The organism is Geodermatophilus chilensis, assembly GCF_002802985.1.
In the GTDB taxonomy this organism is placed as follows: domain Bacteria; phylum Actinomycetota; class Actinomycetes; order Mycobacteriales; family Geodermatophilaceae; genus Geodermatophilus; species Geodermatophilus chilensis.
The window spans coordinates 38,397-54,600 of sequence record NZ_NVPT01000013.1 but is presented as its reverse complement, the minus strand read 5'-3'; the positions used below and the strand labels follow the sequence as shown (position 1 = coordinate 54,600).

Annotated in this window: 15 protein-coding genes; 8 read left to right on the top strand and 7 right to left on the bottom strand. The window is 74.7% G+C overall.

The genetic code is table 11. The annotated features are described in order from the left end of the window. Positions 1 to 105: 105 nt before the first annotated feature. Positions 106 to 954, bottom strand: coding sequence for a DUF6049 family protein (locus CNO22_RS03815; protein WP_100498024.1), 849 nt, complete (start codon positions 952 to 954; stop codon positions 106 to 108). 76 nt (positions 955 to 1,030) lie between these two features. Further along, positions 1,031 to 1,507: an NUDIX hydrolase gene (locus CNO22_RS03810; RefSeq protein WP_091220955.1), complete on the bottom strand. Its 477-nt coding sequence runs from the start codon at positions 1,505 to 1,507 to the stop codon at positions 1,031 to 1,033. Between the two features lie 266 nt (positions 1,508 to 1,773). On the opposite strand from CNO22_RS03810, the gene CNO22_RS03805 reads away from it, so the two are divergent. Both CNO22_RS03805 and CNO22_RS03800 read left to right on the top strand, forming a co-directional pair. Then, a complete protein-coding gene (locus tag CNO22_RS03805) occupies positions 1,774 to 3,222 on the top strand; it encodes a CCA tRNA nucleotidyltransferase (RefSeq protein WP_100498023.1) in 1,449 nt (482 codons plus the stop codon). A 41-nt stretch (positions 3,223 to 3,263) separates the two neighbouring features. Then, positions 3,264 to 4,244, top strand: coding sequence for a matrixin family metalloprotease (locus CNO22_RS03800; protein ID WP_100498022.1), 981 nt, complete (start codon positions 3,264 to 3,266; stop codon positions 4,242 to 4,244). Here CNO22_RS03800 and CNO22_RS03795 read toward each other — a convergent pair. Further along, positions 4,195 to 5,499, bottom strand: coding sequence for an MFS transporter (locus CNO22_RS03795; RefSeq protein ID WP_100498021.1), 1,305 nt, complete (start codon positions 5,497 to 5,499; stop codon positions 4,195 to 4,197). The genes CNO22_RS03800 and CNO22_RS03795 overlap by 50 nt on opposite strands. Before the next feature lie 118 nt (positions 5,500 to 5,617). Between CNO22_RS03795 and CNO22_RS03790 the strand changes: the two genes are divergently transcribed. Next, positions 5,618 to 6,277, top strand: coding sequence for a YqgE/AlgH family protein (locus tag CNO22_RS03790; protein ID WP_232806766.1), 660 nt, complete (start codon positions 5,618 to 5,620; stop codon positions 6,275 to 6,277). Positions 6,278 to 6,549: 272 nt separating this feature from the next. Here CNO22_RS03790 and CNO22_RS03785 read toward each other — a convergent pair whose 3' ends face one another. The 3 genes from CNO22_RS03785 to CNO22_RS03775 form a co-directional block, all read right to left on the bottom strand. After that, positions 6,550 to 7,308 carry a hypothetical protein gene (locus CNO22_RS03785; RefSeq protein ID WP_100498020.1) on the bottom strand — a complete coding sequence of 253 codons (759 nt, stop codon included), beginning with the start codon at positions 7,306 to 7,308 and terminating at the stop codon, positions 6,550 to 6,552. A gap of 134 nt (positions 7,309 to 7,442) precedes the next feature. Further along, positions 7,443 to 8,543, bottom strand: coding sequence for an inositol-3-phosphate synthase (locus CNO22_RS03780; protein ID WP_100498019.1), 1,101 nt, complete (start codon positions 8,541 to 8,543; stop codon positions 7,443 to 7,445). A 112-nt stretch (positions 8,544 to 8,655) separates the two neighbouring features. Next, positions 8,656 to 9,282: a PadR family transcriptional regulator gene (locus CNO22_RS03775; RefSeq protein WP_100498018.1), complete on the bottom strand. Its 627-nt coding sequence runs from the start codon at positions 9,280 to 9,282 to the stop codon at positions 8,656 to 8,658. A 143-nt stretch (positions 9,283 to 9,425) separates the two neighbouring features. Between CNO22_RS03775 and CNO22_RS03770 the strand changes: the two genes are divergently transcribed. The 3 genes from CNO22_RS03770 (at position 9,426) to CNO22_RS03760 (ending at position 13,720) form a co-directional block, all read left to right on the top strand. Continuing rightward, entirely contained in the window at positions 9,426 to 9,839 is a 414-nt protein-coding gene (locus CNO22_RS03770; protein ID WP_198588080.1) for a DUF5318 family protein, read from the top strand. A gap of 167 nt (positions 9,840 to 10,006) precedes the next feature. After that, complete coding sequence (locus CNO22_RS03765) at positions 10,007 to 12,175, top strand: transglycosylase domain-containing protein (protein ID WP_232806765.1); 2,169 nt, start codon at positions 10,007 to 10,009, stop codon at positions 12,173 to 12,175. A 24-nt stretch (positions 12,176 to 12,199) separates the two neighbouring features. Beyond that, positions 12,200 to 13,720, top strand: coding sequence for a glycosyltransferase family 87 protein (locus CNO22_RS03760; protein WP_100498016.1), 1,521 nt, complete (start codon positions 12,200 to 12,202; stop codon positions 13,718 to 13,720). A 67-nt stretch (positions 13,721 to 13,787) separates the two neighbouring features. On the opposite strand, the gene CNO22_RS03755 is transcribed toward CNO22_RS03760, so the two are convergent. Then, on the bottom strand, positions 13,788 to 14,600 hold the full coding sequence (locus CNO22_RS03755) for a deoxyribonuclease IV (protein WP_100498015.1): 813 nt from the start codon (positions 14,598 to 14,600) through the stop codon (positions 13,788 to 13,790). A 116-nt stretch (positions 14,601 to 14,716) separates the two neighbouring features. On the opposite strand from CNO22_RS03755, the gene CNO22_RS03750 reads away from it, so the two are divergent. Together CNO22_RS03750 and rpsF are read left to right on the top strand one after the other, a co-directional pair. Further along, on the top strand, positions 14,717 to 15,733 hold the full coding sequence (locus tag CNO22_RS03750; protein WP_157936785.1) for a hypothetical protein: 1,017 nt from the start codon (positions 14,717 to 14,719) through the stop codon (positions 15,731 to 15,733). 181 nt (positions 15,734 to 15,914) lie between these two features. Further along, the gene (rpsF, locus tag CNO22_RS03745; RefSeq protein ID WP_100498029.1) at positions 15,915 to 16,202 is read left to right on the top strand and encodes a 30S ribosomal protein S6; all 288 of its coding nucleotides are present in this window, start codon (positions 15,915 to 15,917) and stop codon (positions 16,200 to 16,202) included. The last annotated feature ends 2 nt before the right edge of the window (positions 16,203 to 16,204 follow it).

The window sequence follows — 16,204 nt, the reverse complement described above, 5'->3', positions numbered from 1 at the left end:
CGGCGTGAGCGCGATGATGGCCGCCTCCGCCCAGTTCCCCTGGCTGCGGCCGGCCACCGTGGCCGAGCTCGGCAACGGTCCGACCACCGGCACCGGCGACGGCCCCTACGCCGTCGCCATGACCTGGAGCTCCTCGACCAGCGCGGGGTCGACGGCGAGGGTCACCGGCACGACCGGCTCCGGCTCGCCGCCGTCGGGCGGGACCGTCTCGGGCAGCCGCTCCACGGTGGCCAGCGCGCGGTCCAGCCGGCCGCCGGCCGCGACCTCGTCGGTCAGCCCGTCGTCGACGAACGCGCCGGAGGCGTCGCGGTGGGTGCGCTCGACCAGCGGCCACAGCCAGGCGACGCCGATCGGCGTCACCGGCAGCACCGGCGGCTGGACGAGGTAGGTGGTCAGCTCGCCGACCCGGCGGCGCGTGCCGTCGGCCCCGACGCCGTTGAGGTTGAGCAGCACCGGGTAGACGCCCCCGGCGTCGATGGCCAGGGCGTCGGTGGTCGTGGTGAGGGTGAAGGGGACCGAGTCGCCGGGGCGCAGCTCGCCGGCGACGTCCTGGAACGGCGTGGCGACGGTCGTCCGCAGCTCGGGGTCGCCGTCCACGGCCTGCAGCTCGGCGCGGGAGTCCAGCAGCTCGCCGCGCTGCAGCCGGACGTCGAGGTCGGTGAGCGTCTCGGTGCCGGTGTTGGTCAGCTCGCCCTCGACGGTCACCGTCGCGCCGGGCAGCAGCGTGCGGGGCTCCAGCCGGGTGAGTCGGACGCCGACCGGGCGGTCGTCGGCGGCCGCCTCCGCCGCGGTGGGGGTCTCGGGGGCAGCGGCCGCGGCCGGTGCGAGGGCCACCAGCGGGGCGGTGAGCACCCCGGCCAGCGCGACGGCGACCGTCGTCCCCCGGGCAGTGCGGCGGGGGCCCCGCACGGCGGACCGGCCGCCGGCGCCCCCGGCAGCCGACCGCCGGCTCACGCCAGCTCCTCGCTGGCGCTCGTCGCCACCCCGACCCGGCCGGCTGCTGCGCCCCCCCGTGAGCTCGCGAGCTCGCTCACGCGCTGTCGGCGAGGAGCGCGGGTGCCCGCTCGACCAGCGCCCGCTCGTCGGCGTAGGCGAGCCGGGCGCCGAGCTCGTCGAGGGGCACCCAGGCGACCTCGGTCACCTCGATGTCGGCGTCGGACAGGGCTCCTCCGATGGCACGCAGCAGGAAGTGGTGCACGGTCTTGTGCACGCGGCGGCCGTCGGCGACGAACCAGAAGTCGATGATGCCCAGTGGGGCGACGACCTCGCCGATGATCCCGGTCTCCTCCGCGACCTCCCGGACGGCGGTGTCCTCCGGGGTCTCGCCCTCCTCGATGTGGCCCTTGGGCAGCGACCAGAGCAGCCGGCCGCGGCGGTCGGTGCGGCCGATGAGGGCGGCACGCGGCCCCGTGATGGGGTCGTCGGCCACCACCAGGCCCCCGGCGGAGGTCTCGTCGACCCGCCGCAACCGGCGGCCGGGGCGCCCTCGCCCACCCGTCCCAGCCATGTCAGGAGGGTAGCGCGGGTCCGGCCACAGCTCCCGGAGCATCGCAGCAAGGAACGAGCGATGGCGGCCGCGCTGCAGGGGCCGCCGGCTCCGCCCCGAGGCTCGCGCCGAGCATGCGGGGCGTGAGGAGGACGGGGTCCTCCTACGGTGGGGGCAGCGGGGTCCTCACACGGAGCGCGGAGTCGGACCGGTGTCGATCCGGCACGGCACTACCCTGGACCGTCGTGTCCGGTCAGCCGCAGAGTCCTCCCCCAGTCGCTGAACCGGTGTCGCCCGCCGTCCAGCAGACCGTGCGCGAGCTCGTCGACCTCTCCCCCGTCCTGACCCGGCTCGGCGAACGCTTCACCGAGGCCGGCTTCGAGGTGCACCTCGTGGGTGGCTCGGTGCGCGACGCGCTGCTGGCCGCCGGCTCCGGAGCACAGCGCGTGCCCGGCGACCTCGACGTCACCACCGACGCCCGGCCCGAGCAGGTGCTGCGGCTGCTGCGCGGGTTCGCCAGTTCCACGTGGAACACCGGCATCGCCTTCGGCACGGTGGGCGCCGAGGTGGACGGCGTCCGGCTGGAGATCACCACCTTCCGCGCCGACCGCTACGACCGGGAGTCGCGCAACCCCGAGGTGGCGTGGGGCGACTCGCTCGTCGACGACCTCGCCCGGCGGGACTTCACCGTCAACGCGATGGCGGTCTCCCTGGGGCCGGACCGCACGGTGACCGACCCCTACGGCGGCCTGGGTGACCTGCTGGCCCGGCGGCTGCGGACGCCGGGGACCGCGGTGGGCTCCTTCGCCGACGACCCGCTGCGGATGCTGCGGGCGGTCCGGTTCGTCGCCCAGCTGGACCTGACGCCGGTCGACGAGGTGGTCGAGGCGATGACCGCGCTGGCCCCCGAGCTGGCGCGGATCACCCCGGAGCGGGTGCAGGTCGAGCTGTCGAAGACGCTGCTGCAGCACTCGCCCCGGGCGGCGCTGGAGCTGTTCGTCGGCACCGGGCTGGCCGACGTCGTCCTGCCGGAGCTCTCCGCGCTGCGGATGGAGATCGACGAGCACCACCAGCACAAGGACGTCTACAGCCACTCGCTGACCGTGCTGGACCAGGCCATCGCACTCGAGGAGGCGGACCCGGACGCGGAGTCGCCGGACCTGGTGCTGCGGCTGGCCGCGCTGCTGCACGACATCGGCAAGCCGGCGACCCGCCGGCACGAGCCGCGCGGCCGGGTCTCCTTCCACCACCACGAGGTGGTCGGCGCCAAGCTGGTCCGCAAGCGGCTGCAGGCGCTGCGCTACCCCAAGGAGGTCGTGGAGGCGGTCGCCCGGCTGACCTTCCTGCACCTGCGCTTCCACGGCTACGGCCGCGGCGAGTGGACCGACTCCGCCGTCCGCCGGTACGTCACCGACGCCCAGGACCTGCTGCCGCGGCTGCACAAGCTGGTGCGCTCGGACTGCACGACCCGTAACAAGCGGCGGGCCGCGGCGCTGTCGGCCACCTACGACTCGCTGGAGCGGCGGATCGCCGAGCTCTCGGCGGCCGAGGACCTCGCGCGGGTGCGCCCCGACCTCGACGGCAACGCGATCATGGCGATCCTCGGTATCCCGCCCGGCCGCGAGGTCGGGGAGGCCTGGAAGCACCTCAAGGAGCTGCGGCTCGAGCGCGGCCCGCTGGACCCCGAGGAGGCCGAGGCCGAGCTGCGCGCCTGGTGGGCCGCCCGCAACGGCTGAGCCGGCTTCAGCCGGAGCCGCCGGCTGCCGACAGGAGAGACGTGCACGAACAGGGACCCGGCGCCCCGGACCCCGGCCTGCGCAGGTCCCCGTCCGGGCGCACGCCGCAGTGGGTGGTCGACGAGGCGCTCGGGCTGCCGGTCGCGGCCGTCCCGTGGCGCACCCCCGAGCCCCCGGCCCGCCGGCGCCGGGGACGGGGCCTGCTCGCCGTCGTCCTGGTCGTGGGCGGCTCCCTCGGGGCCGCGTTCCTGACCGGCACCGTGCCGTGGCCCTGGGAGTCCTCCCGTGTGGTCGGGGCGCCGCCCGACCCGGGGCCCGACCGCAGCGTCCCGTCGACCGCGGCGGCGCCGACCGACCGCCCCACCCCGGGCGCCGGCTCCCGCCCGGCCCCGTGGGGTCAGCTCCCGCCGGCGCCCGCGGCCGGTGGGGCGCACGCGTTCGCCCTCACCCAGGCCGACGGCGTCACGCCGGTCACCTACGACCCGTGCCGCGTCGTCCACTACGCCCTCCGGCCCGGCGGCTCTCCCGAGGGTGGCGAGGAGCTGGTGCACGCGGCGGTCGCCCGGGTCAGCCAGGTGACCGGGCTGGTCTTCGTGTACGACGGCCCGACCGACGAGGCGCCGAGCGCCGAGCGCGAGGCGTTCCAGCCCGACCGCTACGGGGACCGCTGGGCACCGGTCCTCGTCGCCTGGCAGACGGAGGAGGAGAACCCGGCGCTGGCCGGCGACACCGTCGGCCAGGCGGGGAGCCTGGCCGTGTCGCTCGGCGACGGGCCGCGGGTCTACGTCACCGGCACGGTCTCCCTCGACGCCGACCAGTTCCGCGAGATCACCGCGGACAGCCCGGCCACGGCCTCGGGGATCGTGCTGCACGAGCTGGCCCACCTGGTGGGTCTGGACCACGTGGACGACGACTCGCAGCTGCTCTACCCGGAGACCGTGCGGGGCGTCACCGACTACGCCGCCGGCGACCTCACCGGCCTCGCCCGCCTCGGCCAGGGACCCTGCCTCCCGGAGCTCTGACGGCCCGGCCGCCCAGCGGGGAGCGGGCGGCGTACAGGGCGGTGAGGACGTAGGCCCCGCCGACGGCGACCACGGCCGGCGGGGAGACGCCGTCCGGCGGCAGCAGGTACGCCGCCGCGAGCAGGGCGAGGACGTAGCCGACGTTGACGAGCATGTCGTAGACGGAGAACACCCGGCCGCGGACGTCGTCGTCCACCGCCTGCTGCAGCGTGGCGTCCACGCAGATCTTCACGCCCTGACCGAGGAAGCCGAGCACCGCGGCGGCCAGCACCACGGTCACCGGCAGGAAGGGCAGAGCCAGCGCCGTCACCAGGACGCCCCCGAGCGCCAGGAGCAGGGTCACCCACCGCGCCGTCCCCAGGCGGCGCACCGCCGCGGGGGTCGCCACGGCCGCCAGCAGCGTGCCGACCGCGCCCGCGGCGACCGCCGCGCCCACGCCCAGCAGCCCCCCGCCGGGCGGTGCGGTGGCGCGGGAGAACAGCAGCGTCGCCAGGGTCAGCACCCCGAAGCAGAGCCGGTGCACGGTGATGACGGCCAGCGCGGTCCCCGCCGGCGGGCGGGACCGGACGTGCCGCACTCCCGCGCGCAGGCCGGCGACCACCTGGCGGGCGGAGGACGACGTCGCGCTCCCGTCCGGTCCGAGCGCCTCGCGCGGGAACCCGGCGGCCAGCACCGCGGCGAGCAGGTAGGCCCCGGCCGCGCCGAGGGTCAGCAGCGCGTAGCCGTCGTCCCCCGCGACGCCCGCGACCTGCTGCACCGCGATCGCGGCCGCCCCGCCGACCACCGTGGCCACCGCGCCGGACGTCGTCGACAGCGCGTTGGCCGGCACCAGGTCGTCGGTGGTGTGCGGCAGGGCCGCCGACAGCGCCGACAGCACGAAGCGGGCGACCGAGAACAGCACCAGCCCGGCGAGCAGGAACGGCAGGCCGCCCGACCCGCCCGCCACGAGCAGCGCCAGCACGCCGACCAGCCCGACCCGCAGCAGGTCGGCGTGCACCAGCACCTGTCGCCGGCGCCACCGGTCCAGCCAGACGCCGGCGAAGGGGCCCACCAGCGACCAGGGCAGCAGCAGGACGGCGAAGCCGGCGGCGACCTCCACCGGGTCGGCGGCCCGCTGCGGGTTGAACAGCACGGTCCCGGCGAGCGCGGCCTGCAGCACGCCGTCCCCGAACTGCGCGGACAGCCGGGTGGCCAGCAGCCGGCGGAAGTCGCGGCGGGTCAGCAGCGAGCGCACGGTCGTCCCTGCCTGCCGCACCCGGTCACCCTACGGTGGCCGCCCCTCCGCACAGGGTGGACGACGGGCCGCGCAGCCGTCGGTCGCGGGCGCCACCTGTCCCGCCGGAGGGGCCGTGGGTGGGGCACACTGGGGAGCGATGACTCCCCCGTCCTCGCCCGATCCCGAGTCGGGCCCGCCGGCCCGGCCCGCGACGGGCCGACGCCGTCCGGACGCGGTGCCCGTGCTCTCGACGGGCACCCTGGACGACGTCCGCCCCGGGTCGCTGCTCGTGGCGATGCCGAGCCTGACCGACCCGACCTTCGCGGGCACGGTCGTCTACGTGCTGGACCACAACGACAGCGGCACGCTCGGCGTGGTGCTGGGCCGGCCGAGCCAGGTGGAGATCCGCGACGTGCTGCCCGGCTGGTGCGACCTCGCCGTCGACCCCGGTGTGTTCCACGTGGGCGGTCCGTGCGAGACCGACACCGCGCTGTGCCTGGCCGTCTGCTGCGCCCCGGGCGGGGACTGCGGCCTGCGGCAGGTCGCCGGCGACGTCCACCTGGTCGACCTGGATGCCGACCCCGACGAGCTGGTCGGCCGGGTGCGGGGCTTGCGGGTGTTCGCCGGCTACGCGGGCTGGTCGCCGGGACAGCTGGCCGGTGAGGTCGCCGAGGGGGCCTGGGCCTGCGTGCCGGGCCACCCGGACGACGTGCTCAGCGAGCTGGCCGGCCCGGAGCTGTGGCGCCGGGTGATGGGGCACCAGACCGGGCGCCTGGCGGTGTTGTCGACGGCACCGGCCGACCCGACGGTGAACTGATCGGCGCGTCAGCGGGTGCGCCGATGCCGCGCATCTGGTAGGAAAGTCGTGGGAGGGGGCGGTCTGGGGAAGAGGCCGCCCCCTTCCCCATGTCCCGGCCCGTCCCGGATCGGCCCCCTGCAGGGTCCCGCCGCGAGCTCCCCAATGGCCCCGTCCAGAGGCTCGCCCCGAGCTTGCGAGGGGTGAGGGGGACGGCGGCCCCGTGCAGGATCCCGCCGGCCCCGTCCCGGGCCCCGCCCGAGCTTGCGAGGGGTGGGCAGGACGGGGTCCTTTCAGAGCCCGACGGCCGCCGTCACCTCCGGGTGCTCCGCGCCGTCCACGGACTCCCCCTCGGCCGGCAGCGTGATCTCGCGCGGGCCGTGGTCCGACAGCGTCACGGTCACCTCGAACTCCTGGCCCGGCAGCGGGGTGCGGTACTGCACCAGCAGGTCGGTGGAGCGGTCGACCGCGACCGACCAGCCGGCGTCCGACGCGTAGAGCTGGGTCAGCTCGCCGTCGATCGAGCGGTCGCCCTCCCAGGTGTAGCCCGCGTCCCGGAAGTCGCCGGCGTCGTCCGGCTCCTCTGCGGAGAGGTTGAGCACCACCTGGGTGAGGACGTCGACCAGCGGCGCCTGCTCCCCCAGCGTGACGGGACGGCGCACGTAGGAGGCCTCGGGCAGCCCCTCGGCGCCCAGGGTGGCGGCCAGGCCGGGCACCTCGCCGAACCACAGCTCCTCGTCGGTGAAGAACAGCGTCCGGGTGTCGTCGGCGCGGCCGTCGCCGTACGACGTGACCGCCTGCGCGCGCCCGGCCCCGCCGGCGAGGTCGACCTCCCCGGTCAGGGTGAGCACGGTGTCCTCGCCGTACGGGGCGGTGACCACGAAGTCCGCGCCACCGCGGTCGTGGTTCTCGGCCAGCAGCTGCGCGAGGAGGCCGGCCTCCTCCTCGGTGACGGGTGCGCCCTCCGCCCGCTCGTCCGCGCCCGCGCAGCCGGCCAGCAGCGCGACCGTCAGCCCCAGCGCGGGGAGCAGGGGACGGCGGCGCGCGGGCATGCGGTCAGCGTAGGCATCCGGGCAGGTCACCGGCGGCGTCCCACGCGGGTGCCCCGCATGGGACAGGGCCCGCCCCCACGCGGGGAACGGGCCCTGCCGGCACTCTTCGGCCCCGTCCAGGGGCCCGCCGCGAGCTAGCGAGCGGTGGGGGGGACGGGGTCCTTGCTGTCACCCCGGATGAACGCCTCGACGGCGTCGCGGGCCTCGCTGTCGCTGTACTGCACCGGCGGACTCTTCATGAAGTAGGACGACGCGGAGAGGATCGGGCCACCGATCCCGCGGTCCTTGGCGATCTTCGCGGCGCGGACGGCGTCGATGATGATCCCCGCCGAGTTCGGGGAGTCCCAGACCTCGAGCTTGTACTCCAGGTTCAGCGGGACGTCGCCGAACGCGCGGCCCTCGAGGCGCACGTACGCCCACTTGCGGTCCGACAGCCACGGCACGTGGTCCGACGGGCCGATGTGCACGTTGTCGGTGCCCATGTCGCGGTCGACCTGGCTGGTGACGGCCTGGGTCTTGGAGATCTTCTTGGACTCCAGCCGCTCCCGCTCGAGCATGTTCTTGAAGTCCATGTTGCCGCCGACGTTGAGCTGCATCGTGCGGTCCAGCTGCACGCCGCGGTCCTCGAAGAGCTTGGCCAGCACGCGGTGGGTGATGGTGGCGCCGACCTGCGACTTGATGTCGTCACCGATGATCGGGACCCCGGCGGCGGTGAACCTGTCGGCCCACTCCGGGGTGCCGGCGATGAAGACCGGCAGCGCGTTGACGAAGGCCACGCCGGCGTCGAGGGCGCACTGGGCGTAGAACTCGGCGGCCTGCTGCGAGCCGACGGGCAGGTAGCAGACCAGGACGTCGGCCTGCGCCTCGCGGAGCGCCGCGACGACGTCGACCGGCTCCTCGTCGGACTCCTCGATCGTCGCCCGGTAGTACTTGCCCAGGCCGTCGAGGGTGGTGCCGCGCTGCACGGTCACGCCGAGCGGCGGGACGTCGCAGATGGTGATGGTGTTGTTCTCGCTGGCGACGATGGCCTCGGACAGGTCGCGGCCGACCTTCTTGGCGTCGACGTCGAACGCGGCGACGAACTCGACGTCGGAGACGTGGTACTCGCCGAAGCGGACGTGCATCAGGCCCGGCACCGACGTCGTCTCGTCGGCGTCGCGGTAGTAGTGCACGCCCTGCACCAGCGAGGCGGCGCAGTTGCCGACGCCGACGATGGCGACCTTGACGGATCCCATGGAGTTCTCCTTGTTCTCGGACCGGGGGCGGTCGGTGGACGCGGACCGCTGAGGGTCCTGCTGGGGTGACGGGCGCGGAGCTCTCCCGCCGGGTCATCGGGGGCGGTGCTGGTCAGGGCCGCTCGGGCGCCTCTCCCGGAGGCGCCGGTGGGTCCCCTCGGTCGGCGCCGTCACCTCGACGCCGTTCGCTGTCGGTCAGCTCGCGGTCGATCAGCTCGGCCAGCCAGCGGACCTCGCGGTCGACCGACTCCAGCCCGTGGCGCTGCAGCTCGAGGGTGTAGCGGTCCAGCCGCTCGCGGGTCCGGCTCAGCGAGGCACGCAGGCCCTCGCGCTGTCGCTCGACGGTGCGGCGGCGGCCCTCGAGGATCCGCAGCCGCACGTCCGCGGCGGTGTGCCGGAAGAACGCCAGGCGGACGCCGAAGAGCCCGCCGTCGTCGTACGCCTCCGGGCCGGCCTGGCTCACCAGCTCGTGGAAGCGCTCCTTGCCCTCGGCGGTGATCGTGTAGACCACCTTGCCCCGCCGGCCGGTCAGCGGTGGTGCGTCCGCCGGCAGGGGGGCGCGCGGGTCGGGCTCGTCGGTGCTGACGTAGCCGGCCGCGTGCAGCCGCTTGAGCGCGGGGTACAGCGAGCCGTAGGAGATGCTGCGCAGCCCGCCGAGGACCCCTGCCAGCTGTTTGCGCAGCTCGTAGCCGTGCATCGGCGACTGGTGCAGCAGGCCGAGGATGGCGAACTCGAGCACGTCGCCTCCCTCGCGTCCTGCGGATCGATGTATCGGAACGATACATCGACGGGCGCACGTCGGAGCGGGGCGGGGTCCCCGGAACGGATTCCCGACGGAGTCGGAGACCTCGCGGTGTCCCCGCCGGTGCGTACATTGGCGCCGTGCCCGGACGTCGATCCGTCGTGGACTACTCGCTGCAGCGGCGAGCCGTCCTCGCCGACGTGTACGCGGGCCGCACGGGTCTGTTCGAGGTCTGCGACGCCAGTCCGTACCTCACCCGGGCGGCGAAGTACCACGGCGAGGCGACCGACGTCGTCTGCCCGGTGTGCCGCAAGGTGGAGCTCACGCTGGTGAACTACGTCTACGGGGAGCACCTCGGCCCCACGGCCGGCCAGGCGAAGACGCAGGCCGAGCTCGCGCGGATGGACGCGATGCAGGAGGAGTTCTCCGTCTACGCCGTCCAGGTGTGCCGCGGCTGCGGGTGGAACCACCTGGACTGTTCCTACGTCCTGGGGGCCGAGCCGGACCCGGGGCGCCAGCCGCGGCGGACGCGGCGGCGGGCGGCCACCGAGTAGTAGGACGCGTCACACGGGGAACACCCGATGCCCCGCGTGGTCGTTGAGACACCTGGGCGTCGCTGCGCCGCGGGTCGCCCTCGCTCGCACAGCTGAAGACGCCACTCTGGGTGCCGGACGCGGTCCGTCTGCGCGCCCACCGACACCCAACCAGAGAGGGGCCCTGCGTGCCTCCCCACGACGAGACCTCACCGGTCGGGCCGCGCGGCGGCTCGGTCCGCCGTCCGCCGTCCGGCCGCACCGCCGGCGGGGGCGGTGGAGGTGGCCGCCCCGCAGCGGGCCGGGGCCGGCCACCGGCGGGCCGCGGAGGCCGGACGACGGCGGCACGCACCGGCCCGGCCGCCAGGGGCACCCGCCCCGCCGGCAAGGCCGGACGGAGCAGGAAGCAGCGCCGCCAGCGCCGGCTCAAGGCCCTCCTCGGCCTGATCGCCGGCGCCCTCGTGCTGCTCGGCGTCTTCGTGGGCGTCGTCTACGCGACGACCGAGGTGCCCGACCCGAGCTCGGTGCAGAACGCCCAGACGACGGTCGTGTACTACGCCGACGGCACCACCGAGATGGCCCGGCTGGGTGCGGAGAACCGCACCAACGTGCCCCTCGCCGAGGTCTCGGAGCCCGCCCGCGAGGCGATCCTGGCCGCCGAGAACCGCAGCTTCTACTCCGACCCGGGCATCTCCTTCACGGGCATCGTGCGTGCCGCGTGGAACAACCTGACCGGCGGCTCGACGCAGGGTGGCTCGACCATCACCCAGCAGTACGTCAAGAACGCGTTCCTGACCTCGGAGCAGACGTTCAGCCGCAAGTTCCAGGAGCTCTTCCTCGCCGTCAAGCTCGACAACGAGTACGAGAAGAACGAGATCCTCGAGAACTACCTCAACACCATCTACTTCGGCCGCGGCGCCTACGGCATCGAGGCGGCGGCCAACACCTACTTCGGTGTGCCGGCCAGCCAGCTCACCGCGCAGCAGGGCGCGGTGCTCGCCGTCCTGGTCCGCAGCCCCTCCACCTACGACCCGGAGTCCAACCGCGAGGGCTCGACGGACCGCTGGGGCCTGGTGCTCGACGCGATGGTCGAGGAGGGCTGGCTGACCGAACAGGAGCGGCAGGCCTCGGTCTTCCCGCCGGTGCTGCCGCGGACCGGCTCCAACCTGGGCATCCCCGGCGGGCCGGAGGGTCTGGTCGTCCAGCGCGCCATCGCCGAGCTGGAGGCCAAGGGCTACGACGAGCAGCAGCTCCGGGCCGGCGGCCTGCGGATCACCACCACGGTGGACAAGCGCTACCAGGACGCCGCCATCTCCGCCGTCGCCGACGTGATGGCGGGCGAGCCGGAGAACCTGCGCGAGGCCCTGGTCTCCATCGACCCGACGACCGGTGCGGTGCGCGCCTACTACGGCGGGCCGGTCGGCGCCGGTGACGGCGCCGTCGACTACGCGCAGGCGCTGCGCCAGCCCGGTTCGTCGGTCAAGCCCTACGTGCTGGCCACCGCGCTGGAGGACGGCATCAGCGTCAACGCCCGGCGCGACGGCTCCTCGCCGCAGGAGTTCCCGGACCGCCCGGGCCTGCCGGTGAGCAACGCCGGCGGCGCCTCCTGCAGCTCCTGCACCCTCATGGAGGCGCTGACCCGCTCGCTGAACACCACCTACTACGGGCTGGCCTACGAGGTCGGCGCCGAGCGGGTGCGGCAGAACATCCTCGAGGCCACCGGCCTGCCGGAGGCCTGGCCCGACGAGTCGGCCTACGGGGTGCTCGCCGGCAGCAACACGCTGGCCGACCCGCAGACCGGCGCGGCCGGCGCCTCGATCGGCATCGGCCAGTACGAGATGCGCCCGGTCGACCAGGCGCACGGCTTCGCGACCCTGGCCAACGACGGCGTCGAGCACGAGCCGTACTTCGTGTCCCGGGTGACCGACAGCGAGGGCACCGTCCTGCTCGAGTACAACGGCGACGCCGGGGACCGGGTCTTCGAGTCCGACGTCGTCAACGACACCACGTACGCCATGACCGACGTCGCCGCGTACTCCCGGCGCTCGCTCGACGGTGGCCGCGAGGTCGCCAGCAAGACCGGTACGCAGGGTCAGGGCGAGGACAACTCCGACGCCTGGATGGTCGGCTTCACGCCGTCGATCTCCACCGCGGTGTGGATGGGCAACGACTCGCCCGCCCAGCCGATCGAGGACCTCAACGGCCGGATCATCTACGGCTCGGGCCTGCCCGGCGCCATCTGGCAGGAGTTCATGAACACCGTGCTGGAGGGGACGCCGGAGGAGGACCTGCCCGACCGCGCGCTGATCCGCGGCGACACCGGCAACGGCAACAACGGTCAGCAGCAGAACGGCTGACCCCCTGCGGGCAGACTGGCCCGCATGAGCACCATCCCGACGGGCCCGTCCGCACCAGCGGACGGGCCCGCGGCGTCCCCGGACCGCCCCGACCGCGTCGTGCCCAGTTGGACCGACCCGGTCGTGGCGCAGGCCAGCGAGGCGGTGGGCGGCCCGTGGGGCCGGCACGCGGTCGTCGGGCGGGCGCCGTTCTGGACCCCGCTGCGGGTGTGCCTGCTCTTCGCCTCGACCGTGCTGGCGTTCGCCTGGCTCAAGCAGGCGCCCTGCGCGGACGGCAACTGGACCGGCTCGCTGCAGTACACCCACCTCTGCTACTCCGACCCCGTCCCGCTGTTCGGGGTCTACGGGCAGGGCGAGGGTGCGCTGCCCTACCTCGACGCGCGGGTGGAGTACCCGGTGCTCACCGGGGCGGTCATGGCGCTCGCCGCGCTGGTCTCGGGCTGGTACGACCGGTTGGCGGCCACGGTCGGCGTGCTCCCGGCGGTCCCGCCGGTGGAGAGCTACACCGTCGTCACCGCGCTGCTGATGTCGCTGTGCGCGCTGGTGGTGGTGCGCGCCGTCCTGCCGTTGACCGGCCGGCGGCCGTGGGACACCGCGATGGTGGCGCTGTCGCCGGTGCTGCTGGTCTACGCGTTCAACAACTGGGACCTGCTGGCCGTCGCCCTCGCCACCCTCGGGATGTGGGCGTGGGCCCGGCAGCGGCCGGTGCTCGCCGGGGCGCTGCTGGGGCTCGGGGTGGCCGCCAAGCTCTACCCGGTCCTCGTGCTGGGCGCGCTGTTCCTGCTGTGCCTGCGGGCCGGGCTGCTGCGGGTCTGGCTGCGGGCGGCGCTCGCGGCCGCCGGCGCGTGGCTCGCCGTGAACCTGCCGGTGGCGCTGCTGGCGCCGGAGAACTGGGGCTGGTTCTTCGCCTTCAGCCGGCAGCGCCCGGCCAACCCCGAGTCCATCTGGAACGTCCTGCTCACAGTCACCGACAACCGGGTGCTCGACGGGCCGCTCGCCGAGGGCGAGACGCCGTCGGTGCTCAACGCGGTCGTGGCCGTGCTGCTGCTCGCGCTGGCCGCCTGGGTCGCCTGGCTGGTGCTCACCGCCCCGGTGCGGCCGCGGGTGGCGCAGGTGGCCTTCCTGCTGGTGGCCGGCTTCCTGCTGCTCAACAAGGTCTACAGCCCGCAGTACGCCCTGTGGCTGCTGCCGCTGGCGGTCCTGGCCCGGCCGCGGTGGCGCTCGCTGCTGGTCTGGCAGGTCAGCGAGGCCCTGGTGTGGGTGCTGACGATGCTCTACTACCTCGGCACCGACAACCGCGGCGTCGAGGTGGAGTGGTTCTTCCTCGCCGTCCTGGTCCGGGACGCGGTCGTGGTGGCGCTCATGGTGCTCGTCGCCCGCGAGATGCGGCGTCCCGACGACGACGTCGTCCGCACCAGCTGGCCGGGCGTCGACGACCCCGCAGGCGGCCCGCTGGAAGGCGCCCGGGACGTGGTGACCCTGCAGGGGACCCGGCTACGCGTCGGTCGCGCCGAGTGGGCCCCGGAGGGGTCCGCGCAGGAGTGACGCAGCGGCTCAGCTCAGGCCGGGGACGGCACCTGGCCGCGGTGCGACGCGGAGCGTCGCAGTGTCATCAGCCGAGGGCCTGCCGGAGCAGGGTGATCTCCTCGGCGTGGCCGGCGGCGTCTCCCGGGGTCTCGAGGACGATCGGGCAGTCCGCCGCACGGGCCACCTCCACCAGCAGCTCGGTCGGGATCTCGCCGTCGGTCAGTGGGGCGTGCCGGTCGCGGCTGGAGCCCTGCGGGTCGCGGCTGTTGTTGAGGTGCACCAGGTCGACGCGGCCGGTGATCGCCCGGACGTCGTCCACCGCGGTCGTGAGGTCCCACCCGGCGGCCCACGCGTGGCAGGTGTCGAGCACGAACCCGGCGCCGAACTCGCCCACGGCGTCCCAGAGCCGGGCCAGCGCGTCGAGGTTGCGGGCCATGGCGTTGCCGCCGCCGGCGGTGTTCTCGATGAGCAGCGGGACGGGGAAGCCGCCGTCCTCGGCCTGCCGGGAGAAGGTCTTGCGCCAGTTGTCGACACCGGCCGCCGGGTCGTCCTTGGCCAGTACGTGCCCGCCGTGCACCACCATGCCCACCGCGCCGACCGCGGCGGCGGCCTTCGCGTGCGCGGCCAGCAGCTTGCGGCTCGGGATGCGGATGCGGTTGTTCGTCGTCGCCACGTTGAGCACGTAGGGCGCGTGGACGACCACCGTGACGTCGCTGGCCAGCAGGTCGGCGGCGTCCGGACGGGGCTTGGGTGCGGTCCAGCCCTGCGGGTCGGTGAGGAAGACCTGCACCCCGTCGGCGTCCATCTCCGCGGCGCGGGCGAGCGGGCCGCCGGCGTCGAGCTCGTTGTCCTCGGTGAGGCCGGGTCCGACGTGTACGCCGATCGGGTGAGCTGGCACCCCGCGACCCTAGTTCGACCCCTGCCGCCGTTTCACCCGTATCGCCTGGGTCACACGCTCGTTCCTGCAGCGTGACCGGGGTTACTCCTCGGTAGGTGGACGTGGAGGTGGACTCGATGGCGAGCGGACGGATCCGTCGGACCGCGCGACGGGGGCTGACCGTGCTGCTCCTGGGCTGGCTGGCCGCCGTGGGCGGTGCAGTGCTGACGGCCCCGTCGGCCGGTGCGGCGCCGAGCGCGACGGTGGAGATCCGCGACGTCACGCCACCGGTCGTCTCGGTCGACGCCGGGGGTTCGGTCACCTTCGTCAACCGGATCGCCGACAAGCGGGTCCAGGTCGGGATCGGCCCGGTGGGCGTCACCGACGTGACGGTCACGACGGAGGTCTCGCTGCGGCTGCCCTCGGGCACGCGGGTGCTGGCCCCGGGGCAGAGCGTGACCGAGCGCTTCGACGCCAGTTGCGTGACCTGCGCGATCACCTACACGTACCGGGCACGCAGCGGGCCCGGCCTGACCGACGCGCTGCTCGGCCAGGCGGTCGCGCAGCTGCCCGCCCTGCCGGTCGGCGTGCCCCTCGTCGTCAACACCATCCTCCCGGACCTGCCCGCCCTGCCCAGCGTGAACGTGCCGTCGGTGCCGTCGATCAATCCGGTGCCGCCCGTCCCGCCCGGGCCGCCGACCCCGCCGGTCGACGGGCCGGACGGCGACCCGGAGCCCACCGACCCGCAGCCCACGCCGCAGCCGGCGCAGTCCCTCGGCGGGACGCCGTACAGCTACGACACCGGCGGCGGCTCGGCCCGGATGGCCCCGGTCGACGGCGCCGTGGCCGCCGCCTTCGACCCGTCCCGCTTCGCCGCCACCTCGGGCGCGTCCGGCACCGACGGCGTCCGCAGCGTCGCCGCGGCCGGCGGCTCGGGTGGTGCGGCCGGCACGTACGACGGCGCCTCGGTGCCGGTCTTCGGCCGCCTGGCCGGCCTGGACGACCCCGACCTGACCGAGGAGAGCGCCGCCGGCACGGACGTCGCCGCCGACGGCGCCACCGGGCAGGCCCTGCCGCTGGCCGCGCTGGTGGCCGTCGTCGTGCTGGCGTCCACCACCGCCGCCCTGGTCCGGACCCACCTCGCCCACCGCTGACGTCCGGCCCGCGCCGCCGTCGTCCCCCTGCGGACGGCGGCGGCGTCCGCCGTCCGCGCTGGTACGCTCTTCGAAGCGCGTTCCACCGGTGGCTGTCACCGGGCGGGGCGCGCGACGCGTGTACGACCCTCCTGCTGCAGACCGACTGCAGCCGCCGAGACCAGAGGAGGTGGGGTTCTCCGTGCGTCACTACGAACTGATGGTCATCCTCGACCCCGAGCTGGAGGAGCGCACGATCGCTCCCTCCCTCGACCGGTTCCTCACCGTCGTCACCAACTCCGGTGGCACCGTGAAGACCGAGATCTGGGGCCGCCGCCGGCTGGCCTACGAGATCAAGAAGCAGGTCGAGGGCATCTACGCCATCGTCGACATCGAGGCCACGCCCGCCGCGGTGGCCGAGCTCGACCGGCAGCTGAACCTCAACGAGTCGGTCCTGCGCACGAAGCTGATGCGGCCCGAGGTCCACTGACC